This is a genomic window from Glutamicibacter sp. NPDC127525 (assembly GCF_042672105.1).
GTDB lineage: Bacteria > Actinomycetota > Actinomycetes > Actinomycetales > Micrococcaceae > Glutamicibacter.
On sequence record NZ_JBHXVN010000005.1, the window covers coordinates 248554 to 274510 of the forward strand.

General features: G+C 61.7%; 22 protein-coding genes. 10 read left to right on the forward strand and 12 right to left on the reverse strand.

Going from position 1 to position 25957, the window contains the following annotated elements; genetic code table 11:
* Positions 1 to 68: 68 nt before the first annotated feature.
* The 4 genes from benC (at position 69) to ACFVHU_RS13565 (ending at position 6662) form a co-directional block, all read left to right on the forward strand.
* On the forward strand, positions 69 to 1604 hold the full coding sequence (gene benC, locus ACFVHU_RS13550) for a benzoate 1,2-dioxygenase electron transfer component BenC (protein ID WP_388024805.1): 1536 nt from the start codon (positions 69 to 71) through the stop codon (positions 1602 to 1604).
* Entirely contained in the window at positions 1601 to 2416 is an 816-nt protein-coding gene (locus ACFVHU_RS13555) for a 1,6-dihydroxycyclohexa-2,4-diene-1-carboxylate dehydrogenase (RefSeq protein ID WP_388024806.1), read from the forward strand. The genes benC and ACFVHU_RS13555 overlap by 4 nt, the downstream gene beginning before the upstream one ends.
* A 178-nt stretch (positions 2417 to 2594) precedes the next feature.
* Positions 2595 to 3929 carry an MFS transporter gene (locus ACFVHU_RS13560; RefSeq protein WP_388024808.1) on the forward strand — a complete coding sequence of 445 codons (1335 nt, stop codon included), beginning with the start codon at positions 2595 to 2597 and terminating at the stop codon, positions 3927 to 3929.
* Positions 3930 to 3977: 48 nt separating this feature from the next.
* Positions 3978 to 6662 (forward strand): LuxR C-terminal-related transcriptional regulator, encoded by a 2685-nt coding sequence (locus ACFVHU_RS13565; RefSeq protein WP_388024925.1) that lies wholly within the window; start codon positions 3978 to 3980, stop codon positions 6660 to 6662.
* 258 nt (positions 6663 to 6920) lie between these two features.
* Here the strand turns inward: ACFVHU_RS13565 and ACFVHU_RS13570 are convergent, their stop codons facing one another.
* Together ACFVHU_RS13570 and ACFVHU_RS13575 are read right to left on the reverse strand one after the other, a co-directional pair.
* Positions 6921 to 8480 carry a DUF222 domain-containing protein gene (locus tag ACFVHU_RS13570; protein ID WP_388024810.1) on the reverse strand — a complete coding sequence of 520 codons (1560 nt, stop codon included), beginning with the start codon at positions 8478 to 8480 and terminating at the stop codon, positions 6921 to 6923.
* A gap of 151 nt (positions 8481 to 8631) precedes the next feature.
* On the reverse strand, positions 8632 to 9132 hold the full coding sequence (locus ACFVHU_RS13575; RefSeq protein WP_105662271.1) for a hypothetical protein: 501 nt from the start codon (positions 9130 to 9132) through the stop codon (positions 8632 to 8634).
* A 253-nt stretch (positions 9133 to 9385) separates the two neighbouring features.
* Here ACFVHU_RS13575 and ACFVHU_RS13580 point away from each other — a divergent pair, with 253 nt between their 5' ends.
* Positions 9386 to 9727 carry a DUF1801 domain-containing protein gene (locus ACFVHU_RS13580; RefSeq protein WP_286134659.1) on the forward strand — a complete coding sequence of 114 codons (342 nt, stop codon included), beginning with the start codon at positions 9386 to 9388 and terminating at the stop codon, positions 9725 to 9727.
* A gap of 153 nt (positions 9728 to 9880) precedes the next feature.
* Here ACFVHU_RS13580 and ACFVHU_RS13585 read toward each other — a convergent pair whose 3' ends face one another.
* From ACFVHU_RS13585 to ACFVHU_RS13605, 5 genes are all read right to left on the reverse strand, one after another.
* Positions 9881 to 10033 carry a hypothetical protein gene (locus ACFVHU_RS13585; RefSeq protein ID WP_388024812.1) on the reverse strand — a complete coding sequence of 51 codons (153 nt, stop codon included), beginning with the start codon at positions 10031 to 10033 and terminating at the stop codon, positions 9881 to 9883.
* A gap of 117 nt (positions 10034 to 10150) precedes the next feature.
* The gene (gene catA, locus ACFVHU_RS13590; protein WP_388024814.1) at positions 10151 to 11008 is read right to left on the reverse strand and encodes a catechol 1,2-dioxygenase; all 858 of its coding nucleotides are present in this window, start codon (positions 11006 to 11008) and stop codon (positions 10151 to 10153) included.
* Positions 11009 to 11201: 193 nt separating this feature from the next.
* Entirely contained in the window at positions 11202 to 11480 is a 279-nt protein-coding gene (gene catC, locus ACFVHU_RS13595; RefSeq protein ID WP_388024815.1) for a muconolactone Delta-isomerase, read from the reverse strand.
* Between the two features lie 11 nt (positions 11481 to 11491).
* On the reverse strand, positions 11492 to 12613 hold the full coding sequence (locus ACFVHU_RS13600; RefSeq protein WP_105656481.1) for an enolase C-terminal domain-like protein: 1122 nt from the start codon (positions 12611 to 12613) through the stop codon (positions 11492 to 11494).
* Positions 12594 to 13505, reverse strand: a complete 912-nt coding sequence (locus tag ACFVHU_RS13605) for a LysR substrate-binding domain-containing protein (protein WP_105662373.1) — start codon at positions 13503 to 13505, stop codon at positions 12594 to 12596. The genes ACFVHU_RS13600 and ACFVHU_RS13605 overlap by 20 nt, the downstream gene beginning before the upstream one ends.
* Before the next feature lie 350 nt (positions 13506 to 13855).
* On the opposite strand from ACFVHU_RS13605, the gene ACFVHU_RS13610 reads away from it, so the two are divergent.
* The 3 genes from ACFVHU_RS13610 to ACFVHU_RS13620 all read left to right on the forward strand — a co-directional run bounded on the left by ACFVHU_RS13610 (position 13856) and on the right by ACFVHU_RS13620 (position 17328).
* The gene (locus ACFVHU_RS13610) at positions 13856 to 15469 is read left to right on the forward strand and encodes an AMP-binding protein (protein WP_388024818.1); all 1614 of its coding nucleotides are present in this window, start codon (positions 13856 to 13858) and stop codon (positions 15467 to 15469) included.
* Between the two features lie 225 nt (positions 15470 to 15694).
* Entirely contained in the window at positions 15695 to 17110 is a 1416-nt protein-coding gene (locus ACFVHU_RS13615) for a glycosyltransferase (RefSeq protein ID WP_388024820.1), read from the forward strand.
* Positions 17107 to 17328 (forward strand): hypothetical protein, encoded by a 222-nt coding sequence (locus tag ACFVHU_RS13620; protein ID WP_286134077.1) that lies wholly within the window; start codon positions 17107 to 17109, stop codon positions 17326 to 17328. The genes ACFVHU_RS13615 and ACFVHU_RS13620 overlap by 4 nt, the downstream gene beginning before the upstream one ends.
* Here the strand turns inward: ACFVHU_RS13620 and ACFVHU_RS13625 are convergent.
* Positions 17290 to 17985 carry an EAL domain-containing protein gene (locus tag ACFVHU_RS13625; RefSeq protein WP_388024822.1) on the reverse strand — a complete coding sequence of 232 codons (696 nt, stop codon included), beginning with the start codon at positions 17983 to 17985 and terminating at the stop codon, positions 17290 to 17292. The genes ACFVHU_RS13620 and ACFVHU_RS13625 overlap by 39 nt on opposite strands.
* Positions 17986 to 18209: 224 nt before the next feature.
* Here ACFVHU_RS13625 and ACFVHU_RS13630 point away from each other — a divergent pair, with 224 nt between their 5' ends.
* Positions 18210 to 19157, forward strand: coding sequence for a GGDEF domain-containing protein (locus tag ACFVHU_RS13630; RefSeq protein WP_388024823.1), 948 nt, complete (start codon positions 18210 to 18212; stop codon positions 19155 to 19157).
* A 10-nt stretch (positions 19158 to 19167) separates the two neighbouring features.
* Here the strand turns inward: ACFVHU_RS13630 and ACFVHU_RS13635 are convergent, their stop codons facing one another.
* The 4 genes from ACFVHU_RS13635 to ACFVHU_RS13650 all read right to left on the reverse strand — a co-directional run bounded on the left by ACFVHU_RS13635 (position 19168) and on the right by ACFVHU_RS13650 (position 25220).
* Positions 19168 to 20658, reverse strand: a complete 1491-nt coding sequence (locus ACFVHU_RS13635) for a SulP family inorganic anion transporter (RefSeq protein ID WP_388024825.1) — start codon at positions 20656 to 20658, stop codon at positions 19168 to 19170.
* Positions 20659 to 21457: 799 nt separating this feature from the next.
* Positions 21458 to 21916, reverse strand: a complete 459-nt coding sequence (locus ACFVHU_RS13640; protein WP_388024826.1) for a hypothetical protein — start codon at positions 21914 to 21916, stop codon at positions 21458 to 21460.
* Positions 21904 to 22350 carry a hypothetical protein gene (locus ACFVHU_RS13645; protein WP_388024827.1) on the reverse strand — a complete coding sequence of 149 codons (447 nt, stop codon included), beginning with the start codon at positions 22348 to 22350 and terminating at the stop codon, positions 21904 to 21906. The genes ACFVHU_RS13640 and ACFVHU_RS13645 overlap by 13 nt, the downstream gene beginning before the upstream one ends.
* Positions 22351 to 23801: 1451 nt before the next feature.
* A complete protein-coding gene (locus tag ACFVHU_RS13650) occupies positions 23802 to 25220 on the reverse strand; it encodes an MFS transporter (RefSeq protein WP_286134076.1) in 1419 nt (472 codons plus the stop codon).
* Positions 25221 to 25287: 67 nt separating this feature from the next.
* Here ACFVHU_RS13650 and ACFVHU_RS13655 point away from each other — a divergent pair, with 67 nt between their 5' ends.
* Positions 25288 to 25725 carry a MarR family winged helix-turn-helix transcriptional regulator gene (locus ACFVHU_RS13655; RefSeq protein WP_105656474.1) on the forward strand — a complete coding sequence of 146 codons (438 nt, stop codon included), beginning with the start codon at positions 25288 to 25290 and terminating at the stop codon, positions 25723 to 25725.
* Positions 25726 to 25957: the final 232 nt, after the last annotated feature.

The following is a 25957-nucleotide window of genomic DNA, read 5'->3' on the forward strand; positions in this document are numbered from 1 at the left end:
TTGGGCGGCGGGGCCAGTGCAGGCCCCGCCGAATCGCCCATCCCCGAATCCTGTGAAATGAGCATGCCATGTCCCACCAGGTAGCCCTCGCCTTTGAAGACGGAATCACCCGCTTCATCAAGGTCGGCGCGAACGAAACCGTCGCCGATGCCTCCTACAAAGCCCGCATCAACATCCCGCTGGACTGCCGCGACGGCGCCTGCGGCACCTGCAAGGCCTTCTGCGAGTCGGGCAAGTACGACGGCGGCGACTACATCGAAGAAGCCTTGACCGACGACGAGGCAGAGGCCGGATACTGCCTGCCCTGCCAGATGGTCCCCGAATCCGACCTCGTGCTGCAGATCCCGACCACCTCGGATGTCGCCAAGACCTCGGCCGCCTCCTTCGAATCCACGCTGAACGAGATCCGCCGCATCTCCGAAACCACCTACGCCTTCAGCCTCGAGGTGGACAAGCGCGAAGACCTCTCCTTCCTGCCGGGCCAGTACGTGAACATCGAGGTCCCCGGCTCCGGCGGGCAAACCCGTTCCTACTCCTTCAGCTCGGGCCCGGAAGTGGACATCGTCTCCTTCCTGATCCGCATCACCGATGGCGGTCTGATGTCCACCTACATGCGCGATACCGCGCAGGTGGGCGACCGCATCACCTTCACCGGCCCGATGGGCAGCTTCTTCCTGCGCGAACCCAAGCGCCAATCGCTGCTGCTCGCCGGCGGTACCGGCCTGGCCCCGCTGCTGGCCATCCTGGAGAAGCTGGCCGGCATGGACAACCCGCACCCGGTGCACCTGATCTACGGCGTGAACACCGACATCGACCTGGTCGAACTCGATGTGCTGCAGGACTACACCCAGCGCATCGCGGGCTTCAGCTTCGACACCGTGGTGGGTGACCCGGACAGCGCTTCACAGAAGAAGGGCTACGTCACCAACCACTTCGAGCCGCAGCACCTGGCCGAGGGCGACGTGGACATCTACCTGTGCGGCCCGCCTCCGATGGTGGAGGGCGTGCGCCGCCATCTGGAAGCCGAAGGCCTCAAGCCGCAGAATTTCTACTACGAGAAGTTCGCGCTGGCCGTCGTTCCGGACGCCGAGCCTGCCGCCCCGGCTGCCGAGGCGCCCGCCGCGCAAGCCGCCGCCGACCAGGGCTACGAAATCGGCGAGGAGCACGCCAGCTTCGAGGCCCAGTTCGATGCGCGCATGGCCTTGGAACTGGCCGTCGTCGAGCTGACCATGGGCAAGCTGGCCGAGGGCCAGCTGGGCGAATTCAAGGTCCTGGCCGAACTGGCCGGCAAGACCCTGGACGGCGAGAAGTTCATCAACGCCGAGGAATTCACCGTCACCAATGACGCCTTCCACGAATTCCTGTTCAAGGCCGTGGGCAACGAGCACCTGCTGCAGGCCTACCGCCGCCTGGACGTGCCGGCGCTGATGGCCGCCGTGCTGCGCCAGGAGCACTGGATCGACGGGGCCGTGGACGCCGACCACCTGGGCATCGTCGCCGCTTTCGAGAAGCAGGACATCGCCGCTGCCCGCGCAGCGATCACCGCGCACAACCAGCACGCCAAGGCCACCATGGCCGCCGCTTCCAAGGCAGTGGCCCAGTGAGCGCCGGGCTGCCCGAGTCCTTCCATCCGGGACGCTTTGCCGGCAAGGTCGTCATGGTCACCGGCGCCGCCCAGGGCATCGGCTGGTCCGTGGCCCGGCGCATCGCCGCCGAGGGCGGGGAAATGGTGCTCGTGGACCGCGCGGCGCTGATCCACGAGGTGGCCGGGGCCCTGCGCGCCGACGGCGCCGACGGCGCCACCGCGCTGAGCGTGACCGCCGACCTGGAAACCTACGAGGGCGCGCTGGCTGCGGTCACCGCCGCGAAGGACCAGTTCGGACGCATCGATGTGCTGGTCAACAACGTGGGCGGAACCATTTGGGCCAAGCCCTACGAGCACTACGCGCCCGAGGAGATCGAAAAGGAAATCCGGCGATCGCTGTTCCCGACCTTGTGGATGTGCCGTGCGGTCTTCGAGGAAATGGTCCAGGCCCGATCCGGAACCATCGTGAACGTCTCCTCGGTCGCCACCCGCGGCATGAACCGCGTCCCGTACGCGGCGGCCAAGGGCGGGGTCAAGGCCATCACCTCGGCGCTGGCCATGGAGGGCGCCGAGTTGGGCATCCGCGTGGTCGCCACCGCGCCGGGCGGCACCGAAGCCCCTGAGCGGGTAGTCAAGCGCGGGCCGGCGCCCACCGGCGAGCAGGAAAAGGCCTGGTACCAGGCCATCGTGGACCAGACCGTGGACTCCACCTTGCTCAAGCGCTACGGCACCTTGGACGAGCAGTCGGCGCCCATCGTGTTCCTGGCCTCGGATGAGGCCTCCTACATCACCGGTTCCACCCTCGCGGTGGCCGGAGGAGACCTCGGCTAGCGGCAGTCCCGGCACCACAAACGCACCACCATGGAACAAACGGCTCGTGATCACGGGCCGTTTGTTCCATCCAGCACCATCCCGGCCGTGCTTCCAGCGCCGGGCACGTATTTTCCGGGGAACAACGAGGTTCCCCGGTCACCGCAAACGAACGGAAAAACACGTGAATACCAGCCCAATGACATCCAGCACTGCCGCCAATGGCGCCGTGCGCTGGGTGGTGGTGATCGCCGCCATCGCCCTGATCTTCGACGGCTACGACCTGGTGGTTTTCGGAACCATCGTCTCCACGCTGCTGGCGGACCCCAGCCAGCTCGGCCAGCTCGATGAAGCCGCCGCCGGATTGCTGGGCAGCTACGCGCTGCTCGGCGTGATGGTCGGTGCGCTGTCCACCGGCGCGATCGGCGACTACATCGGCCGGCGCAAGGCGATGATCACCGGCATCATCTGGTTCTCCGTCGGCATGGGCCTGACCGCGCTGGCGCCCGACACCCTGTGGTTCGGCATCCTGCGCTTCCTCACCGGCATGGGCGTGGGCGCGATCGTGGCCACCGCTGGCGCGGTGGTGGCCGAGTTCGCCCCGAAGAACCGCCGCAACTACTACAACGCGATCGTCTACTCGGGCGTGCCGGCCGGAGGCGTGCTCGCCTCGCTGCTGGCCATGGTGCTCAGCGACGTGATCGGCTGGCGCGGGCTGTTCCTCATCGGCGCGCTGCCGCTGCTGTTCCTGCTGCCGATGGCCTGGTTCAAGCTGCCCGAATCCCCGCAGTGGCTGCTCTCCCGCGGCCGCGTGGCCGCAGCCCGCGAGGTGGCTGCGCGCACCGGAATGCTGCTGGAACTTCCCAGCGACGCCGATGCCGGGCAGCTGAAGGCCGAACGTGTCGGCTTCGCCGCGCTGGCCACCAGGCGCTACGCGCTGCCTACCGCACTGCTGGGCATGATGAGCTTCGCCGGACTGCTGCTGACCTATGGGCTGAACACCTGGATGCCGGAAATCATGCAGCAGGCAGGCTACGGCAAGTCCCATTCGCTGCTCTTCTTGCTGGTGCTGAACCTCGCCGCGGTCTTCGGCGGGCTGCTGGCTTCGGTGGCCGCCGACCGGGTCGGCCCCAAGCAGGTCGTGGCGCTGACCTTCTTCCTGGCCGCGCTGGCAATGGTGCTGCTGACCCTCAAGCTCCCGCTGGGCTTGCTGCTGTCCCTGGTGACAGTGGCAGGTGTGGGAACCATCGGCACGCAGGTGCTGATCTACGGATTTGTGTCGAACTACTACCACAGTGCCGCCCGCGGGGCCGGGGTGGCCTGGTGCGCCGGATTCGGCAGGCTGGGCGGGATCTTCGGCCCGCTGCTGGGCGGACTGCTGCTTTCGGCGGGAGTTTCCCCGGGAACCGCATTCTATGTCTTCGCCGCAGTTGCTATCGTTGGAACGCTGGTCACCACCTGCGTCCCGATGACCCGTTCGGACGCGCAGCGCAGCGCGCAAGAAGAGCTGGCTGCCGCGGGAGCAGGGAAGTAGCAGCACATCGAAACGCAACGCGGCGACGCAGGAAGGCTGGTGAACGCCATGCTCAGTGCCCAGCAGGGCCAGGATGCGCTCATCGGCCTTTCCCGCGAAGTCCAGCAAACTGGCAGTACCCTGGCCGTGCTGAAGGGTCCGCGCGGCAGCGGCAAGAGCACGATCATCAAGGCGCTGCTAACCCGGTTGGCCAGCCAATCGGTGCAGCTGGTGACCGCTTCGCGCTGGGAAACCGCGCAGCCCGGAGCCGCCTTGGGCCCGTTGCTGCAACGCAGCCACGCAGGCTCGGCCGGGGCGCTGGGCGAGGCCTTGCTGGAATACCTGCGCAGGGAGGCGCCGCAACCCCGTGTGCTGGTGCTGGAAAATGCGCAATGGGTCGATGACCTGAGCTTCCAGGCGCTGCACTACGCCTGGCGCCGCTTGCGCAATGAACCGGTACTCATCGTGCTGGTGATGCGCGACCAGAACCTGGCCAGGCTTTCACCGGAAACCCGGGAATTCCTGGCCGACAGCCAATTGAAGATCCTGCAGCTTCAAGTGCCCGATCCAACGCATGCGCGCGAGATTATCTGCGCCAGGACGGGGATCGACCTGCCGCCCATGGCCGTCGAGCAGCTGGTGGACTACACCGAGGGCAACCTGCAGGTGGTCATCGAGCTGGCCCACGAGAATCCGGAGCACAGCTGGGAGCAGTTCGACCGCTGGCCGCCTGCCCCTCACGCCCTGTCGTTGCACGTCATCGAGCTATTGGAGGGGTTGGAACCGCGGGCGCGGGCGCTGCTGGAAGCGGCTGCGGTGCTCGGCGCGCAGGCCCGGATCGACAATATCGCCAAGCTGGTGGGCGAGGATGATCCGCTGCTGCCGATCCAGCAGATTCTCGACTCCTCGCTGGCGCAAACCCACGGCCATAGCGGGAAGGTGCGGCTCGGGTTCGAGAACGCATTGACCCAAATGGCTGTCTACCATCAGATCCCGCTGAGCACCCGCATCCGGTTGCATGCTTGCGCCGCGGACATCGTCGAGGACCAGGGGGCCAAGCTGGGCCATCGGGCCGATGCGAGCATCCTGCCCGATGGCCGCTTGTCGATGGAACTGCAAGACTACGCGCGGTCCCAAGGCAAGCGGGGCGAGTGGTCTTCGGCCGCTACCGCGTACTTCAGGGCCATGCACTTGTCCCCGGAACCGATGCGCCGCGACTCCCTGCTGCTCAACGCAGTGGATGCGATTGTCGCCGCCGGCGAGCTGCCGCGGGCGCAAACCTTCGCGCATCAGCTTTCGAGCTTGGAAAGCAGTCCGGAACGGGACGTGCTTTCCGGATACATCTCGATCCTGCAAGGCCGCGCCAACACCGCGCAGCGCTGGCTGTCCAGTGCCTGGCAGAACGCGGTCCAGCATCAGGACAACGATGTGATGGCCGCGATCGCCCAACGCCAAGTCCTCGACTCGCTGTGCCGTTTGAAGGGGCAGAAGATCATTGACTGGGCTGAGCAATCGCTGCGCCTTGCCCAGGTGGGCAGCCCGCTGGCCATTGAGAACGCAGCCATCCAAGGGCTCGGCCTGGCAATGATGGGCCGGGCTGATGAGGGGGAACAGGTCTTGATGGACCTGCTGGCCACCCTTCCGGCGGGAGCACAGCGCCAGCGCGCGGAAATGTCACTGGGCTGGGTCTACCTCGCGACCGATCGCGTGGAGCTGGCCCGGCACGAGCTCTCCGCAGCCAGCTCCACGGACTTCAGCGATGGTTCCCTGCGCATCTCGCTGTGGGCCAAAGCCTGGTCGGCGCGCGCTGAATTCCTCATGGGCGACTGGGACCAAGCGCTGGAGACGGTTCGATCCGCGCAGTCCCTGCAGGAGCGTTCTGAAATCCAGATCCTGCGTCCGCTGATCCAGCTGACCGCGGTGCAGATTCACGCATTGCGCGGCAATTGGGAGCAGGCGGATCTGCACCTACGCAAGTCGTGGGCACGCACCGGCAGCTATGCCATTATGGAGATGCCTTACCGGATGGCGCGGGCCGAGATTGCCCGGGCGCAGGCAAACCATGAAGAGGTTGTGCGGACGCTGGAACCATTGCTTCGGCTGGACCGTACGCAGGGCATCGACCAAGCAGGTTTCTGGACCTGGCAGGATACATACGCCATGGCGCTAATCCGTTGCGAACGCCTGGATGAAGCAGAAAAATTCGTACAGCCGTTGCTGGAGAGTGCTCTCGCTTCAGGCCACCAGAGCGGAGCCGCTCGATTCCTGAGCGTGCAAGGCACCTTGCTGGCAGCCCGCGGTGATATCGACGCAGCCCGTTTGGCCTTTGAAGATGCCATCCGCCGTTTGGAAGGCATCGGGTCGGTCTACCACCGGGCAAAAATTGATTTCTACTACGGGCAATGCCTGCGCCGAGCCGGCAAGCGAGCCGAATGCGTTGCGCCGTTGACCCGCGCGCTGGCGATTTTCACGCACTTCGATGCATCCGTGTACATCGACCGCTGCACTCGTGAGCTCCAGGCAAGCGGAACCGGGATGCTGCGCAGGGAGAGTGCTGACTGGTCGACGCTGACGGCGCAGGAACAAGCCGTGGCCAAGCTGGTTTGCGAAGGTGCAAGCAATCGACGTGTCGCTGAAGAGCTGTATATAGGCACCAAGACAGTGCAGTACCATCTGACCAAGATCTACACGAAGCTGGCGGTCTCAAACCGTACTGAGCTTGCTGCGCTGGCGCGTTTCGACCTTGAGGGATAGTGCCTTCCGACTGAGAAAAATTTTCATTCCCGAGGGCAGCAAAACCATGCGGAGTTCGAGTTGACCCGCGCGCTGTGACTGTAGATTTTTTTCATTCAGCACGAATCGCTTGAATCGAACGCGGCCGGGATTCTTGATTCAGGCCGCGGCCAGCATTGCAACCAGACTCAAAGCCGTTGCTCCTGCGAAGTATGGGTGGTGTGGTGGTGCTAGTGACTGAAAAAATTTGTCACTCGAAATCCAAATCAGGTACTGGCTCTAGCTGGTTCCGGTTCCGGGCAGGCCCTCATCTTGGCCGAGCCCCAGTACTCGCCGCACTTCGGGGGTCAATTGCACCTCGCAGGCCGCAGCCTCCTGGGGACGTTGAGGACAATGATCGTTGACATGATCAAATTTCTCCACGTTGTCCACGCTCTCGGGAACCGTGATTGACCGCAGCCCGTGCGGAGATACCCACGTCTTGGAGCCATCCGGGCAAGCGAAGACCTTCCAGCCAAGCGCGTGCTTGTACATCTGATGCTGCTTGCACAAGAGATGGGTGTTCTGCCGGGTAGTGTGGCCGCCCTGTCCATACGCTTCGATGTGATCAATTTCCGAACGATCGGGCAGGCGGCGGCAACCAGGGAAACAGCAATGCTGGTCGCGGTAACGCAGCAAATCGCGCAACCCCTGGGAAGGTCGATATTTCTTGGGCTCCACATCAATTGCGGCTCCCGTCCACGGGTCGGTCAGAACGCGCTGGAACGACGGAGCATCCGCGGCGATTTCCACCGCTACGCCGATTGGGATCGGCCCGTAACCTTCCAAATCAGCGAGGGCGCGAGCGGGATTCGCGAGCATTTCAATGGCTGGGATCGTGATGGCAACCCGTGGCTTCAGCGGCATGCCTTCCATTCCGGGCCAGCCATGCAGATACACGTCCGCAAGCACATCGGCTTCAACCTGCGTTTGCGTGCGCAGATCCTTGGAATCAGTGATCTGGGCGGCTGCCTGCTTTATCGAGTTGCGAATCGAATGGATGACATCAGCGCGGTGATGCAGCTGCAAGGTAGCCATGCCATTCTCCTCATTCCACACCTTGAGATTACGGGCTGCGAATGCGTTCTTCTGCCGGTTCTCTGCCGAATTGGGATTCATCCGGTCGTGAAAGCGACGGGCCCGCTGGTAGACGGTCTCGTCGCAGGCTGTTCTTGCCAGAGGCAGCAAATTTTCCTCCATGCGGCCGACCTGCTCCGGGGAAAGGTCTTGCGAGTATTTGACGATGTCGTGGGCGGCCTTAACGGTAATCTCACCTGCAGCGAGCGCGGCAAGGGTGGCTTTGCAGGCGTGGCGCAAGCCCTTGGCATGGAACATCCGCTTGCTGGCTTTACGGACGGATTCGCGCAATGCGACAGCTGACTCAGCTACGAAATTGGAGTTGATGACCTGTTCGCTGCCACGGTCTATGCCATAGTATTCGGCACTCTTGCGGGCTTCGGCTTCCTCGTCTGGGGTGTGGGCATGCTCGGTGGCAATCAGGTCATTGAAGGACGCGCTGACCTGCTCGACTCCGTCTGCCAGTAAAACGCAGATAGCGGCTTCAGCGCTGCTCATCAGGCGTTGGAGTTTCTTCAGGCGTTCCAATGCGTCTCCGGGCCCATCCACGGGGCCCGCATTGAATAGTTCGTCGGCAACCTGCTTGATGGGTCCGAAGAACAACTGGTGCTCGCGATGGGCGTCGAGCGCTGACGCTCTGTGCGACTCCATGCGGGTGCCCGGCGGGCGCAGTGGAAGGCGATGTTCATCGTCGTGATCGTCTAGATATGCGGGAATAGTCATAGTTAACGTTCGCGCAGATTATCGACAGTATCTTCTGGTTCGAAACCAATTGTGGATAAGTTCTAGAAAGTTTATACGAATGCGATTAAGCGTGATTCCGGCGCGAAAATCGCTAGATCAGGGAAGGCAGTAATGGGTGCCGTGCTAGTTGCTAGTTGCTAGTTGGATGCAGGGGGCGCGGCGGGCGGGTGAAGGCAGTTCGGATGCCAAGGGCTGCCATGGCTGCGAGTATGGCAAAGGCGAGGACGCTGGCCATGTACAGGGGTGCGGCTAGATCCGCGGCGGCATCGGCGTTCCAATCGGCAAAGGTGTCGCCCACCGAGTTCATATTGGCGAAGGAAGCGAAGAAATAAGCCGGTGCGCCTAAGGCAATGATCAGGCTCCAAGCTCCGATAGCCGCCCAGGCGGGCAGCTTGCGTCCGGCGGAAACTACCGGAACGAGCCAAGAAATGGCGAGGGCGGTTCCAGTGGCTGCGAAGACCCACCCTCCAAGCGAGTCGTAATTCTGGTCCATTGAGGCCATCTCGGAAATGGTTTCATCGAGGGAGAGTCCACTTGCTGCGGTCACGGCCCAATTGTTCATGAGCAGTGAGCCGTAAGCCGCGTAAGCCACGATCATGGCGAACCCGGAGATGGCTAGAAGTTTACGCATGTCAGTAGCCTAACAGTGCACTAGTCAACTCGGTGGGATAACCAATACGCGTATGAGTTGGGCGTCCATGCTGCTTCCTTGCACGATCAAGCTGTCCTGAGGCCAGCTGCCTGTATTCCAGTGCAAGAATCCGTGAATCAGATGCCCTTAGTCGGTAAGGTGGATTATGGGCCGATCGGGCGCCAAAAGCGATCGCGCGAGCGACATCACCCAGCGCCGCAATGCAGCGCCAGCCGTTAGAAGGAGACTAGGGATGATCTTCACCAAAAAAGGCGACGCCGCAGTTCTGGCCAAGCTCAGCACAGCTCCAGCACCCTATCGCGAGATTGCCGAACGGCTTCACGCCATAATCATGCAGAGCGCACCATCGCTGGAGCCGATCGTCCGCTGGGGACTTCCGTTCTACGTCCGGGATGGCAAAGACGTCTGCTACATCAAGCCTGACAAGGACTTCGTAGCTTTCGGTTTTGGAGAAGTCGTGAATCCAGCCTACGAGGAAGGCTCCCACATGCATCCAGTTGCATGGACTATCACCTCGCTGGATTCTGCAACGGAAGACAGGATCCGGGACCTGGTGAAGAAGGCCGCGGGCTGATCCCGAGCAAGCTAGCTGGCCGCAAGATGAACAGTGCGCCCGCTGCAGGCAGCCGCATTGCCTGGAGTCCGTCCTCAGGTGCGCCGAAGGTCCCGGCAGCGTCATTGCTGTCGGGACCTTCCGCTTCGCGTCGGTAGTACTGAGGGCAAAAGCCTAGGCGGCAAGCATCGAGATGCCGTGCTCCTCTTCTGGCATCCATCCGGTCCAGGCCCAGTGGTTCTGGGGTTCGCTGGTATCGGCAGCTCGGTGCGCGATGGATTGGGGCTGGAACTTCCCGGCTGGATCGTCCAGTGTTGAAGTATTCATGCTGCACTCCCATTGGATTGGCGGGTGTTCGCCCGTTCGTCGAGGTTCCGGGTACGGCAACGGCGGGGGTCCGGCCAATGCTGCCGGGACCCCCGCCGTGTTGAGGCGCGCTGGGGCTTACTTCACAGGGTCGAGCACGAAGTCGTAGGTGACCTGCTTGCCGTTGCCCGATGCTGCTGGCTGCACGTCGAGCATCAGTTCCGGCTTCACCGCGGTGGCGATGTCGTCGTCGTTGTGCGCATCGCCCGGGAAGTACAGCTGGGCGGTGAGCAGCTCGTGGCCCTCGGCGGAGACCTTCAGGTGCAGGTGCGCTGGGCGCCACGCGTGCCAGCCGGCGGCGGCGATCAGCTGGCCGCAGGCGCCGTCGGTCGGGATCTGGTACGGGGCTGGCTGCATGGTGTTGATCTGGAAGTTGCCTTCCTCGTCAGCAATGAAGGTGCCGCGCAGGTTCCACTCGGGGATGCCGGGGGCGAACTGCGAGTAGAAGCCCTCTTCGTCTGCGTGCCACAGCTCGATCTTGGCGTTCTTCAGCGCCGAGCCGTCGGTGGAGCGGACCTGGCCCTGGAAGAGCAGGTTGGTGCCCTTCTCGTCCTCGCGCATCGAGATGGTGGCAGGGGTGTTCTGCGAAGGCGCTTCGGGCACGTAGTAAGGGCCTTCGATCGAGCCCTTGTTGCCTTCGCGGTGGTCGGTGGCGACCTCTTCCACCGAGTGCTCCAGCCACACGTCCAGGAACAATGGCCATTCGCCGTCGTCGCCAACCTTGATCAACCATGCCTTCAGGGCATTGAACTCGTCGTAGCTCACGCGCTCTTCGAGGATGATGTCGTTGGCGGCCTTGACGAGCTTGGAAGCAAGCATGTTCACGCGCTCGGTGGAGGTCGCGATGCTGCCGAGCTTGCCGGAGTTGCGGAAGCTGTCGGTGGCGGCGTTGCCGGACTTGGCTGCAGTTGCGTCTGCTGGAGTTTCAGTGGTCATGGTGACTCCCCTAAATTATGTGGTGTGGCGGATGCGGATCCATACTGTGACCCCCATCATCCCGGGTGATTGATATTCAATGTAGTGCAGCGTCTATGCCAAGTGAAATACTCATTTGTCGGTCATTGGAACGTTTTGAATATCAATGCTTGTGGGCTGGGACACGGAGGGAATCCGCCGGTCCGGAAAAGTCCTAGGCCAGCGAATTCGGATGCTTGGCCAGCGCGGTGACCTTGATCTTCATGTGCGGGTACATCGGGAAGCCGCTGAGGATTTCGTGCAGTTCGTCGTTGGATTCGACGTTGTACAGCGAGTGGTTCGCGTACTCGCCGACCACGCGCCAGATGCCCTGCATCTTGCCGCTGCGCTGCAGGCTTGCGGAGTACTCCTTTTCCCGGGCCTGGAAGTCAGCGACTTGCTCATTGGTCAGGTGGTCCGGGAAAACAACGTCCATACGGGCGAGGAACAACATGGGGGTCTCCTTTAGTTCGAGGTGGAAAGCACGTGGTCCTGGCGGTAGCGCGCCAGCTTGGATTCGTCGATGGCGGCGCCCACGCCGGGCACGGTGCGCACCGGAATGCGGCCGTTGACGATCTGCAGCGGCTCGGCGAGCAGGTCATCGGCCATGTCCAGGAAATTGGACAGTTCGCCGGCGCGGCGGCTGGTGGCTTCGAAGGCCGCGCCGAAGGTCACCGTGGCCAGCGAACCGACCTGGGTATCGATCTGGTTGCCCATGGTGACGTCCACGCCCAGTCCGGTGCACAGGCCCAGGATTTCGGTGGCTTCGGTGAAGCCCGAGCGGGCGGTCTTGATGCAGATCGCGTTCGCTCCGCCGGAGAGCAGCTCGCGCGAGGCATCGCCCGCGGTGGGCGCGGACTCGTCGGCGACGATCGGGATCGGGGAGCGTTCGACCAGGCGGCGTCGGCTCATCGCTTCCTTGGCATCGCACGGCTCTTCGAGCATGGTCAGACCCAGGCCCTCGGTCTGGCGCAGCACCTCCATGGACTCGTTCGCGCTCCAGCCGCGGTTGGCGTCCAGGTAGAGCTCCACGTCCTCGCCCAGCCCTTCGCGCAGCACGCGGCAGGCCTCGATGTCCAGGGCGAGCGGGCGGCGGCCGACCTTGAGCTTGAAGGTGGTGATGCCGTACTGTTCGCCGAAGCGCAGGGCCTCGTCGAGCAGCGCCTGGGCGGGCTTGAAGCCGAGCATGTGGCTCACGCGCATCGAGTCGGTGAAGCCGCCGAGCAGCTTGTGCACCGGCGTGCCCAGCGCCTGGCCGATGGCGTCCCAGACGGCGATGTCGATCGCGCCCTTGGCCACCTGGTTGTGGATGGTCCTATCCAGCACCTGGCGGATCTTGGCGCGGTCCATGATCTCCAGGCCGATCAGCTGCGGGGCGAAGACATCCTGCACGATCGCGACGATGGACTTCTGCGTCTCGCCGTAGGTGTACGGGCGCGGCGGGGCGTCGGCGGTGCCGATCACGCCTTCGTCGGTGTGCACGCGGATGAGCACGTGCTCGGCGGTGTGCACCTCGCCGCTGGCAAAGCGCAGCGGGTGGTTGTAGGGGATGGCGTAGGGGATTGTTTCAATCCGCTGGATTCGCATCGGGGTCCAGCCTTTCTAGGGGGTTGAGCAATGTGCAAAGTTCCAGGAAGTTGCGCACCAGCGCAGACTCGTTGCCGGCCTTCCAGGCGATCGCCAGGTCGACGGCCGGTGCGTTGCGCAGCGGCCGGAAGGTGATCCGGGTGCTGTGCGGCAGGTAGTGCGTGGTGGGCAGCAACCCGATGCCCAGGCCCGCAGCGACGAAGGTGAGCAGGGTGGAAGTTTCGCTGGCCACCTGCGCGATCTGCGGGGCGAAGCCCACGCGGCGGCAGGAGTCCATGATGATGTTGTTCACCGCGGAGGATGGCGGGTAGCAGATGAACTTCTCGCCAGCCAGCTGTTCCAGGTCCAGCTCATCGTGGGCGGCGAGCGGGTGGCCCAGCGGCAGCGCCACGGCCAGGTGGTCGCGGTCCAGCAGCATGTAGTCCACCTCGGTGCCGCGCACCGGCGGGCGCAGGATAGCCAGGTCCAGGCGTCCCTCGACCAGTCCCTCGACCATCTGCGGGGTGAGCATTTCGCCCTGCACATTCAGCTGCAGGCCCGGCATCTGCTGGGAGCTGGCTTCGATGAGCTTGGGCATGATGCGCGAGGTGGCGCTGCCGGTGGAACCCAGTCGCAGCACGCCCAGCGCGCCTTGGCCCACGGTGCGCACATCGCGGGAGAGCTGGTCGAGCTCTGCGAGCAGGATGCGTCCGCGGCGCAGCAGCAGCTCGCCGGCGTTGGTCAGTTCCACCTTGCGCGTGGTGCGGATCAGCAGCTGGGTATCCAGGGTCTCTTCGAGCTGCTTGATCTGCTGGGAGAGCGGTGGCTGCGCGATATGCAGGCGCGCCGCTGCGCGGCCGAAATGGCGTTCTTCGGCGACGGCGACAAAGTAGCGAAGTAGTCTCGTGTCCATGGTGCTCCGATCGTCGGACCGCGCGTCGAATGCGCAGAAGACGCTTGCTGGCAACTCTAACGCGGCGATCCAAGAGGGTGAAATACTTATTCTGGGTCGATTGAGAGTCTACAAGTATGAATTCTTGGGTCGCACTGTATTCAACGATTGATTTCCAGACCGGAATCACGCCGGGAGGCACTGGACTGCCATGGACCGCCACGGCCCCATGTCGCCACTTGGCCACCAGCACGGCTCCTTCCTGGTGCTTGGTAGCGGGACAGCTCGCGGCTAGGGTGTGAATGTGACGCTGGGCACATGTTTCGTGTCCGCGCAGATTCCGACGAGGCGATCCATGAAGGGGTACGCAGATGAAGGCTTATGCCCAGGGCGAGAGCGGACCGCAGCTGATCGAAGAGACGATCGGAGCCAGCTTCGAACGCACCGCAGCCCGCTTCGGCCCGGCAGAAGCACTGGTCGAAGCGGCCAGCGGACGGCGTTGGTCATGGAATGACCTGGATGCGCAGATCAACGCCCTGGCCAAGGGCCTGCTGGCCGCCGGCCTGGAGGCGGGAGACCGGGTGGGCATCTGGGCGCCTAACTGCGCGGAATGGGTATTCGCGCAATACGCCACCGCGAAGATCGGCGTCATCCTGGTCAACGTCAACCCTGCCTACCGCACCCACGAATACGCCTACGCGGTCAACCACTCCGGGGTGCGCCTGCTGCTGGCGGTCTCCGAATTCAAGACCAGCAACTACCGTTCGATGGTGGAGGCGACCCGCGCCGACACCCCGAGCCTCGAACGCGTGGTCTACGTGGACACCGGGGACTTCGCGCAATTGCTGGCCGAGGGCGAGCAGGTCAGCGACGAGGAGCTGGCCGGGCATCTGGCGGCCACCAAGCCCGGGGACCCGATCAACATCCAGTACACCTCGGGCACCACCGGCTACCCCAAGGGCGCGGTGCTCAGCCACCGCAATATCCTGAATAACGGCTACCAGGTCACCGGCATGATCGACCTGGACGAGCACGACCGGCTGTGCATCCCGGTGCCGTTCTACCACTGCTTCGGCATGGTGATGGGCAACCTGGGCTGCACCTCCCGGGGCGCGACCATCGTCATCCCGGCCCCGGGCTTCGATGCCGACACCACGCTGAGGGTAGTGGCGGAGGAGAAGTGCACGGGCCTGTACGGGGTGCCCACGATGTTCATCGCCATGCAGAACCTGCCCAATTTCAAGGACTTCGACCTCTCGTCGCTGCGCACCGGCATCATGGCCGGATCCATCTGCCCGGTCGAGGTGATGCGCCGCTGCATCGACGAGATGGGCATGGACGGGGTGTCCATTGCCTACGGCATGACCGAGACCTCGCCGGTCTCCTGCCAGACCCGCAGCGACGACGATATCGAGCGCCGCACCTCCACCATCGGCCGGGTGCACCCGCATGTGGAAATCAAGGTGGTGGACCCGGTGAGCGGCGAAACCCTGCAGCGCGGGGAAACCGGCGAATACTGCACCCGCGGCTACTCGGTGATGCTCGGCTACTGGAACGACGAAGACAAGACCCGGGCGGCCATCGACGACGAGGGCTGGATGCACACCGGCGACTTGGCGGTGATGCGCGAGGACGGGTACTGCACCATCGTGGGCCGCATCAAGGACATGGTGATCCGCGGCGGGGAGAACATCTACCCGGCGGAAATCGAGGAATTCCTCTACAAGCATCCGGATATCGAGGACGTGCAGGTGATCGGGGTGCCCGATGAGAAGTACGGCGAGGCGGTCTGCGCCTGCATCCGCATGAGGGACGGCCGCGAACCCCTGGACGTCGCGGCCATCGGCGAATACTGCACCGGGCATCTGGCGCATTACAAGATCCCCGCCTACGTGCAGATCCTGCAGGAGTTCCCGACCACCGTCACCGGGAAGATCCGCAAGAACCAGCTGCGCGAGGATGCGGCGAAAGTGCTCGAACTGTAGCCAAATGCCACCAGGCAGGGGCGCAAGGCACAGCGTTGCTTTGGGTGGAGGTGACCTTGGACATAAATACTGCGTCGATGATTTTTCCGACTGCTAGTTTTCCAAGTAGCTTGCCTTGGGCAAGCCTGGCATGATTCGCTGATCCAGATCAGGTCCAGGCCAGGGGTTGCCAAGGAATCCGAACGTGAATGGGGCGCGTACTTGCAGAAACATTTCAGCCGCTTAGTGGGCATCGCTGTCATTTTGATCGTCGTTCTCGCGGCCTCGCTCTTGGCCTGGGCGTTGAGCATGGGCGGGAAGCCTGCGCTGATGTGGAACCCGATCGAGGTCCATATCGGAAAACTCTGGACTACTTTCTACAGCACCGAGCTGCCGGATCTGTCCATCCTCGCTTTCGCCGTCGCCGCAGCAGTCTTCCTGGTGCTGCTGGTGGTCCTGGGCGAACGCTTTGTCACCTGGCGCTATCGCCGGACGCCGATCCAGAAATCGAGCCGGCCGCTGGCGCCCAAAGCGGTGATGGCCCGGACGCGGGGCATCTACGCCGGGCCGGTGACCGTGACCGTGCTGATCCCGGCGCACAATGAAGAAGCCTCCCTGCCGTACACCCTGAAAGCACTGGAAGAGCAGAGCTTTGCCCCCTCGAGCATCATCGTGGTTGCCGACAACTGCACCGACCGGACCGTGCAAGTTGCCCGCGAGCACGGGGTCGAGGTGTTCGAATCGGTGGAGAACAAGCACAAGAAGGGCGGCGCGCTGAACCAGGCGCTGCACTCCATCCTGCCCGGGATGGGCGATAACGACTGCGTCATGGTGATGGATGCCGACAGCCAGATCGGCGCGGACTTCCTGGCAACCGCCCGGGACCGCTTCACCTGGGACCGCGCGCTGATGTCCGTGGGCGGGCTGTTCCACGGAGAAGAGGGCCATGGGCTGATCGGCCAGTTCCAGCGCAATGAGTACACCCGCTACCAACGCGAAATCGGCCGTCGCGACGGCCGGGTCTTCGTGCTGACCGGAACGGCCTCGGTATTCCGCGCGACGGCCCTGCGCGAAGTGGCTGCGGCACGCGGGAGCATGCTGCCGGGCACCTGCGGCGAGGTCTACGACACGGAGGCTCTGACCGAAGACAACGAACTGACCATCGCGCTGAAAACCCTCGGCGCGCTGACCACATCGCCGCAGGACTGCACGGTGGTCACCGAGCTGATGCCCAACTGGAAGATGCTGTGGGCGCAGCGGCTGCGCTGGCAGCGCGGCGCCTTGGAGAACCTGGGCGCGTACGGAGTCACCCCGCAGACCACGCGGTACTGGGCCCAGCAGATCGGCATCGGCTACGGCGTGATCGCGCTGTTCAGCTATTTCGCGCTGATGATCATCATGCTGGTCTCCATGGACAACTGGGTGTGGTTCCCCTTCTGGATGCTGCTTGGAGCGCTCTTCGCTGTCGAGCGCGTGGTCACGGTCTGGCACGGCGGCTGGAAAGCCAGGATCATCGCCGCGCTGGTGATTCCGGAATTGGTCTATGACGCCTTCCTGGACCTTGCGTTCCTCAAGGGCGTAGGGGATATCGCGTTTGCCCGGAGCGCGGATTGGAAGCACGTCGACCACGCGGGCGCCGCACGTAAGGAAAGCACCTCATGATGAATCACCTCGTCCAGATTCCACATGGAATCATTCTTCCCGAGAGCGTTCTGCTCAGTGATTGGTTCGCGGTGCTCGCTTCGTTCGTCGCGATCAACACCGTGCTCTATCTGGTCCTGGGACTGGCCAAGCTGCTGCCGGTGATCCGGATCCGCAGCTCGCGGGGACGGGAACGGCGCTCAGAAACCCGGAATATCGATCCCGAGGCGTCCGTGTAGCTCATGCATCGCAGCTGGCAACCCCGCAAGCTCTATGCCCGGGCTGAAATAGAAGCCCTGCGCATAGTCGAAGTCCAGCTTCCGGGCCAGATCCAGATGTTCACCGGTTTCGATCCCCTCGACCAGAGTTCTGGCACCGATCTCGCGGGCAGCGGCCAGCAGGATGCCAACGTGTTCGCGAGCCTGCGTCGATGCCAGGTAGCGGATGAAAAGCGAACGGTCCAGCTTCACAATGTGCGGCTTCAGCCGGAGGATGCGCCCCCGCGTTGCATAGCCGATGCCGGCATCGTCAACCAGCAGCAGGCAGCCGAGCTCATCTGCATGGATGCGGGCGGCATCGCAAACTTCCGGCGCGGACTGCTCGTGCAGTTCCAGGCCCCAGAGCAGCCGGGGATCGAGTGCCGGCTCTGAGTGCGCGAACGCCCTGATCGCTGGACCCGAAGCATTCATGGTGAGCAGCAGCCCCTCGGGCAGGCCTTGGCTGGATTCGACAATGCGCTCCAGAGCGCGAAGCTCAAGTTCTACCAGGTTGCCTTCGGTCCGGGCCGCGGAGAAATGCTCGTCAGGGCTGCGCCCGTCGCTGAAGCGCGCCAGTGCCTCGAAACCCAGCAGCGTTGTGGAACGCAGGTTGATCAATGGCTGGAATACGAACTTCATGGACTACCTAACCTGGCGGTATGGGCTGGCAACTTGATTGCTGATTAGGCTGTTGCTACGAATGAGATCTTACCGCGCCACTGGCCGGGATCACGCGGTTAAGATGAATTAAAGAGAAAGCGGGTGATGGCATGCCGAGGACAATGGATCGGCGGTCAAACGACGACGGAATTTGGTGGAGCCGGTTCCTGCCAGCCAGGCTCCGCCGCATCAAGCGATTGGAAGTGGCTGTCACAGGGATGGTGGCAGTTTTCCTGCTGCTTTTCTATGTGGTCAACCTGGGCAATGATTTCAGCTCTCCGCTCTTCCAGAAGCTGGCGGTAGCCAGGGTTGCCGGGGCGCTGGGGCTGGTGATCGCCGTGTGGTGGATGCTGGATCGTTTTCCGTTGTGGATCGCCTATCTCGGGGCCCTGGCCGAACTGTCGGCCTTCGTGGTCTTCGTGGGTTTTTCGCTAAACCATGAGCAGATCGTCTTCAGGCTCCAGGAATTTCCGCTCATCGCACTGTACATGTCGTGGCTCTTTCCACCGGCTATCACCCGGTGGACCATCTACCCGATCATGGCTTTCACGATTCCCTACTCGGTGTTCTCCGGCCCTGCTGTGGGCACCGAGCACCAAAGCGGGCTGTTGAACGTGCTGAGCTTGGTCTTCTTCACCGTCGCCGGGATGTTCGTCGGCCTCTACGTCAAGCGCCGGTTCCGCCAGCAAACCCAGATCGACGCATTGACCGGGGCCTTGAACCGCGTCGGGCTGGCCGTGCGCGGCGATGCCGCCGTGCTCTCCTCCCGGAAATACCGCAGGCCCCTGGCTGTGGCGCTGCTGGACCTGGACGGATTCAAGGAGATCAACGACCAAGGCGGCCACGAAGCCGGGGATCTTGCCTTGAAGCAACTGGTACGGCATCTGCGCAGCGTGACGCGGGCCGGGGACCTGGTCTGCCGCTTGGGCGGCGATGAATTCGTGCTGGTTTTCCCTAATACGACCCGTGGCCAGGCTCAGGTGCTGATGGAGCGCATCGAGTGTTCATCGCCGCTGGCGTGGAGTTTCGGAACGGCAGAAGCCCGCACGGATGACAACTTGAGCACGATGATTCTCCGGGCCGACCGGGACATGTACTCCTCCAAGCGCCTGCGGACGGCCGAACGCGGGAAGAGCGCGGAGGGAAGCTGAGCTCCGTGCCCTAGTTCAGCTTTCCGCCCAGGCGGTCCTGCATCTTCTGGCTGGCCTCGTTCAGGCCGCGGATTTCCACGGTTTTCCCGTAGTTCTGGTACTTGGTGCGGATCGAATCCAGGGCGGCGATGGTCGAGGCGTCCCACAGGTGCGAATCAGACATGTCGATGATGACCTTCTCGGGGTCCTGCGCGTAGTCGAACTGGGTGTACAGGTCGTTCGAGGAGGCGAAGAACAGTTCGCCGTTGACCTTGTACACGGCGGCATCCGGGGTTGCGCTGCGATCCACGGTGACCATATGCGCCACGCGATTGGCGAAAAGCACCATCGCCGAGAGGATGCCCGCCCCTACGCCGATGGCCAGGTTGCTGGTGATCACGGTGAGCGCCACGGTGATGGCCATGACGAAGGTTTCGCTCTTGGGCATCATCTTCAGCGTGCTCGGTCGGATGGAATGCCAGTCGAAGGTGGTCGCCGAAACCACGATCATCACCGCCACCAGGGCCGCCATCGGAATCTGCGCGACAATGTCGCCGAGCAGCACCGCCAGCAGCAGCATGAAGATGCCGGCGAAGGCGGTGGAAATGCGGGTGCGCCCGCCGGAGACCTTCACGCCCACCATGGTCTGGCCGATCATCGCGCAGCCGCAGATGCCGCCGAAGAAGCCGGTGACGATATTTGCGGTGCCCTGTGCCCAGGACTCGCGGGTCTTGCTTGACGGGGTATCGGTGATGTCATCGACCAGCTTGGCGGTCAGCAGCGATTCGAGCAGCCCCACGAAGGCCACCGCGATCGCGTAGGGCGCGATGATCTGCAGGGTCTCCAGGTCCAGCGGCACCCCGGGCAGGTGGAAGATCGGCAGCGAATCAGGCAGTTCGCCCTTGTCTCCCACGGTCGGAACGGCGACCTTGGCAAAGATGGTGATCGCGGTGAGCACCACGATGGCGATCAGCGGAGCCGGAACCGCCTTGGTGATCTTCGGGAAGAAGCACACGATGGCCACGCCCAGGATCACCAGCGGGTAGACCATCCACGGGACATTGCGCAGCTCGGGCATCTGCGCCCAGAAAATCGAGATGGCCAGGCCGTTGACGAAGCCGATCATCACTTGGCGCGGGATGAAGCGCAGCAGCTTGGCCACGCCCAGCAGCGCCAGTGATACCTGGATGATGCCGGCCAGGACCACCGTGGCGAAGAGATACTCCACCCCGTGGGTGCGCACCAGCGGTGCGACCACCAGAGCCACCGCGCCGGCAGCTGCCGAAATCATCGCCGGGCGCCCGCCGGTGATCGCGATGACCACCGACATCGTGAAGGACGCGAAGATGCCCACGCGCGGGTCGACTCCGGCGATCACGGTGAAGGCGATGACCTCGGGGATCAGTGCCAGGGAGACTACCAGTCCGGCGAGCAGCTCTGTCTTGAGCAATCGCGGGGACTTCAGGGTGCGCAGCACCGACTGTCGTTGCAGGGGCGTCAGTTCAGCGGTCGCGGTACTCACCGGGGCTCCGTTTCGTCAGATGTCCCAGGGAAGGGAAATTGGGAACCCGTCTACGTTATCGCACCTATGCCCGATTGGGCTCAGGGCTGCAGATCGGACGCAGGCGCTGACCGTCATTCGGGAGGTACGCGCTCGCCGGTTGGGAGAATGAACAGATTGCTCAACAGTCAGAGCCCAGGCCTGGTACTCTCCACGAGGTCTTTACTGAGAAAGCACCGTTTCCTGCCAAATTACGCTGCGGAGCCAATCAATCCACGGTGGGTTGTGGTTACGACTACTGAATGTTCCTATCGACGAGATTTCCATTCCGCTGTCGAAGTTTCGTGGTGACGAGCGGTGCATGCTCGAATCCACATGGAGGAAGGTCGGTACTTTGTTCGCACGGATTTCATCAGTGCTGCGCGGTCCTGCGAATCGTTACTTTGGTGCCGGTGAGGGGTGAATATCAAAATTGCCGTCACAACCCTGCTGTGGGTCTAAGTCGGAGAAATTGAAGCGCACGGTAGGCACAGCCGACTTATTTAACTGCTGAACCAGATCGTATGGCCTCCATCGGCATGCCACATGACCGGAGGCCAAATGCAGTGTCTGAATCACAATATTGAATTGTAGGCTCGATGGCTCGTCTGCTGGTCTGACAGTCGGTTGCATGAGCAATGCTGAAAATTTCAGCGATGTTCGGTACGGGTCAACCTGTCTCCCTTGGGTGCGGCCATCATCACGCTGAGAAGCCACGCCTGGTTTGCCCCCTTTTCACGTTTGGCAACGTCACATACTGGCGTAAGGAACTGGATGCTTATCACAAAAGCTCGCCGACACCGCGAAGGTTTATTTCTCCGAGGCTGACTCTGTGCAGATATTGACCCGGTGCTTCTTGCTCAGCGGTGTCCCGACTGCAATATAGGCCTGTAGGCTGTGGGGACTCCATGATTCCGAAGATTGGATTCCCATCGCCATCCTCGTCGTACGGCAATAAAGTAGTATGCGTGAGATACAGAATGCCGCCCCATGTCAGTTCCATGCCTTCAGTATTCTGGACCTTTCGAGCTTCCCAGCTGACTTGAGTTTCTGGGTACTTTTCCTGAATCTCATAGCATTCACGCTCACTGGCCACGATCGCAATTATTGGCTCTATGTGTTCTAGATCTGGAAACGGGCTGGGTTGTTTACCGTAGACAACGAAAACCATCAGTTCCTCTGAATATTTCGATCTAAGACGATTCTTGATTTTTGTCAGGATATTGCTTAGAGGCGGCATCGAACCCCCTTCTGCACAGGAGCATAAGCATCAGCATAGTAAGTCTTGCCATTGTAGACAATTGTTCCGAGGGTGCGACCTGACCAAGTGGTCGTTTTTGCAGATTTACATGTCAGCGCGTGATTTGTCTGCTGGAAGACAGTCGGGTAGTAGGTGCCATTATGTTTACCAGCTTTTATCTTTTGGGCTGGCTGGCCAATCGCGCGACCACCCTTGACCCACCACGCAAGCCGCTTAAAACGTGCCTGGGAAGAATGGTGGATCGCAGTGACTTTCTTGGTGCAATAGATAGTGGATTTGAAGCCACCCGTCTCGTACTTCCCGGATTTTCTGGTGTGAAAACCTTCGGCCACGATCTTGCAAGGCCCATAGTTAACCTTTGCCATGGTCCCCACGTTGAATCCCGCTTGACGCAGTTCATCCATCATGTTCATTTTGGCTGCTGCTTCGGCAGGTGATGCCGCTTCAATGTAGTTGGATTCTGCAGAGGTCTTTTCGGAGAAAAAATCTTTCGTTGAAAGGGCGTATTACGAGGACTGCTTCAACGTGTAGGTTTCGCCAACCGGAGTTTCAACAGCTTGCGCCGTCCCCGGCGATACAGTCACCAAAGACAATGCAAGGGGTAATGCGACAAAGGAAAATTTCATCATTATGGCCTAAGCCGAATATTAAACATTTAGATATGAATGGGACGTTTTTATTATCGATAGTAATGTAACCGATTTTCGAGAATCTACCATTGGTGCAAGTCCGCACATGGAATTTAGGTTCCACGGCCGCGGGGTGCGGTTATTAGGAACTTTGGCCATTCTGATACCCCTGATAGCCCTGATCGCAGCTCTCCTTCCATGCCGTAATCATGATGCCCAAATTCTCCTTCGCACGGTCGATGCCGTTGGTTACGAGATCTTGGGCCGCGCCTTCGTATTTCTCGATGGTTAGACATAAGGTTCTGCTTACAAGGAGCCCATAACCGTCAGCCGGAGCTGCGATATAGGAGTCAAGCGAAATTAATAGTCACAATTCAGTCACTCCGGATGTTTTTAAGCCCGACGTTAATGCATATAGGACAGGCACGACTTAGCCCCTCAGCCGACCGATTCACATCGGGGTCACTAAATCAGGTCGCAGATGGCACCTAGATCGTAAGACTTGTGGACGGACCAGGCTGTTGCCGAGGACCGCGGATAAAAGTATTGAGAAATTCAGGACATGATAGCCCCGGGGGGCGAATCGGGGTTAGATTCACGAACGACTTTCAATGCCAAAATGTATACCCTTTTCGATATGTCCATCCATGAAAGCGTGTGTGAGCGGAGCCAAAAGTTGCAGGTGAGCGAGCTGCGATCGACCGGAACAAGTGTTTGCCGAACGTGGGGTATCGTCATGGTAAGTAGTGCCTCCGAGGTGGAACAAGGGCAAGGCGCTATTGAGGCCAGAGGGCGGGTCGTTGATCCAATCTGTTCAATAAAGGGCGAGTAGCTCTGTAGGGCAGCTCACTTAAAGTGGGCACCCAACTACCCGACTATCCGCCGGCCGGTTAAAATCGTAACCCCGGCGAATTGCTTTGCCGGGGTTACTCGATCATCACTCGCACCTTCATGAGGTATTTACCACTGTAGGGTGCAAAGCTATGCCGGCGCTGAGCGCCAACTGCAGGTTTGGGGAATTGCTTCAACTCCATGAGGGCGGGCCGCAGGGCCGGCGGACTGCTGGACACGAGCAAAAAGGTTTTGGATACAGAAACTGGCACTGTCGCAAGACCGACAGTGCCAGTTTCTACGTCATCACTCGCACCTTCATGAGGTACTTAATACTCTAAGTTGGCATTCTGTGGATGCGGTAAGCATGCACTGCGCGTAGGCCATGGATCCCTGGAGGTGAACTAGATCTTCTCCGGGGCGGGCTTGGCCAGTGCCGGGATGCACAGGGCGATCAACCCCGCCAGCAAGGAGATTCCCGCACCGAGCCACAGGGTCATGTGGAACCCGGCTTCGGAGGGCAGCACCGTGCCGTGGAAGTCGGTGGTCATCTGGGCCAAAACCAGGCCAATCACTGCCGCACCCGAGGTGGTACCCAGCGAACGCATCAGGGTGTTGAAGCCGTTGGCGGCACCGGTTTCGCTGCGTGGCACTGCGCCCATGATGATGGCTGGCATTGCGCCGTAGGCCAGGGCCACGCCAGAGTTGATGACCAGGCTGGTGATCAGCAGGCCCCAGAGGCTGCCCATGCCAATCTGGCCTACCGCGTAGCCAGCGGACATGATGAAAATACCCAGCACCAGGGTGAACTTTGGGCCCTTGGCGCTGGTCAGTCGACCGCCCACAGGGGAGAGGAAGAGCATCATCAGGCCGGCTGGAGCCATCCAGAGGCCGGCGGCCAGTACGCCCTGCCCCAGTCCGTAGCCTGCCTCGGTAGGCATCTGCAGGATCTGCGGCATCACCAGCGAGCTGGAATACATGCCGAAGCCCACGAAGATCGAGGCGATATTGGTCAACAGCACCCGGGGTATTGCGGCGGTGCGCAGGTCCACCAGCGGTGCACTGGTGCGTAGTTCCCATACTCCCCACAGCAGGAAGACGATGACCGCGCCGATCAGCAGGCTCAGTACCAGCGGGGAAGCCCAGCCCCAGGTGGAGCCCTTGGAAACGCCGAGCATCAGGGCGATCAAGCCGATGGCCAGGCCGATGGCACCAAGCCAATCGAAGCGGGTTTTCGCGCCGATGGTTGGAATTGCCGGAATGAACTTCAAGATCAGTGCGGCCACCACAACGGTAATCGCCGAACCGAAGAAGAACAGCACGCGCCAGGAAGAGAACTCGATCAGCGCTGCGGAGAGCGGCAGGCCGATCGCACCGCCCACACCAAGGGTGGCTGAAACCGTGGCGATGGCTGCCGGCAGATGCGCCTTATCCACGAGGTCGCGCAACATTGCGATACCCAGAGGGATCATGCCTGAACCAAAGCCTTGCAAGGCCCGGCCGATGATCATGACGGTGACATTTGGTGCCAGGGCACAGATGATTCCACCGAGGATCAGCGGGATGGCCAGGATCAGGATCATTCGGCGTTTGCCGAACATATCACCGAGACGACCGGAAATCGGCATCACTACGGCAGCTGCCAGCAGGGTCGCGGTGATGATCCATGCGGTGTTATCCGGTGAGGTGCTGAAGATTCCAGGCAGCTGGGGGATCAGTGGGGCAACCATCGTCTGGGTGAGCGATGAGGCGATGCCTGCCGTGGCGAGGATGCCGACGGCGAGTCCGGATTTCGGATGTCCGGTGGGGGTGGGGTTGGGCACAAGAGCCTTCCGGGATAAATGTGTAAGCTACATACTGTATGTATTTTACACATTGGAGAAGTTCGGAATGAAGCGCCATCTGGAACAGATCGAATACGAGCAGCTCATGCTCAGTCGCTACACCATCGCGCAGCAGCGCCAGTTCGGTGGTGTCGATCGCAGCGTGTACCTGCTGATGAGTCGCATTCAGGCCCAGGGTCCGCTGAGTATCGCGGAACTAAGCCACGGGCTGAGGCTGGACAACTCCACCCTGCAACGCCAGGTAACCCATGGAATCGACGATGGCTACCTAGAACGCATCGCAGATCCCGATGGCCATATTGCGCGTAAGATCACGCTGACCGACCTGGGGTTGGCGAAGCTGGAGCATGCCCGCGAAGTAACCCTCCATGCCCTGGATCGAATCCTGAATGAGTGGGAGGCTGAGGATGTTGAGCAGTTCGCCGGCTACCTGCAGCGCTTCAACGCTTCCATCGAGGAGTACCGCGACTCCCAGCGGGACTAATCACGAACTTGGTTAAAGAAAGATTCCCGCCGGGCAATATCCGACGGGAATCCTTACGATCATCACTCGCACCTTCAAGAGGTGTTTTAAACTCTAATGCCGCTTTCTGTGCCATTCCTTTGGCAGAGCTAGCTATTAGCGATGCACTTGAAAAGCATCTGCGAGCCAGACAAATGCACATAAGCAGGCCCCGAACTTCGCTCGAACTACAGTCAAAAGACCATAGGTGCAG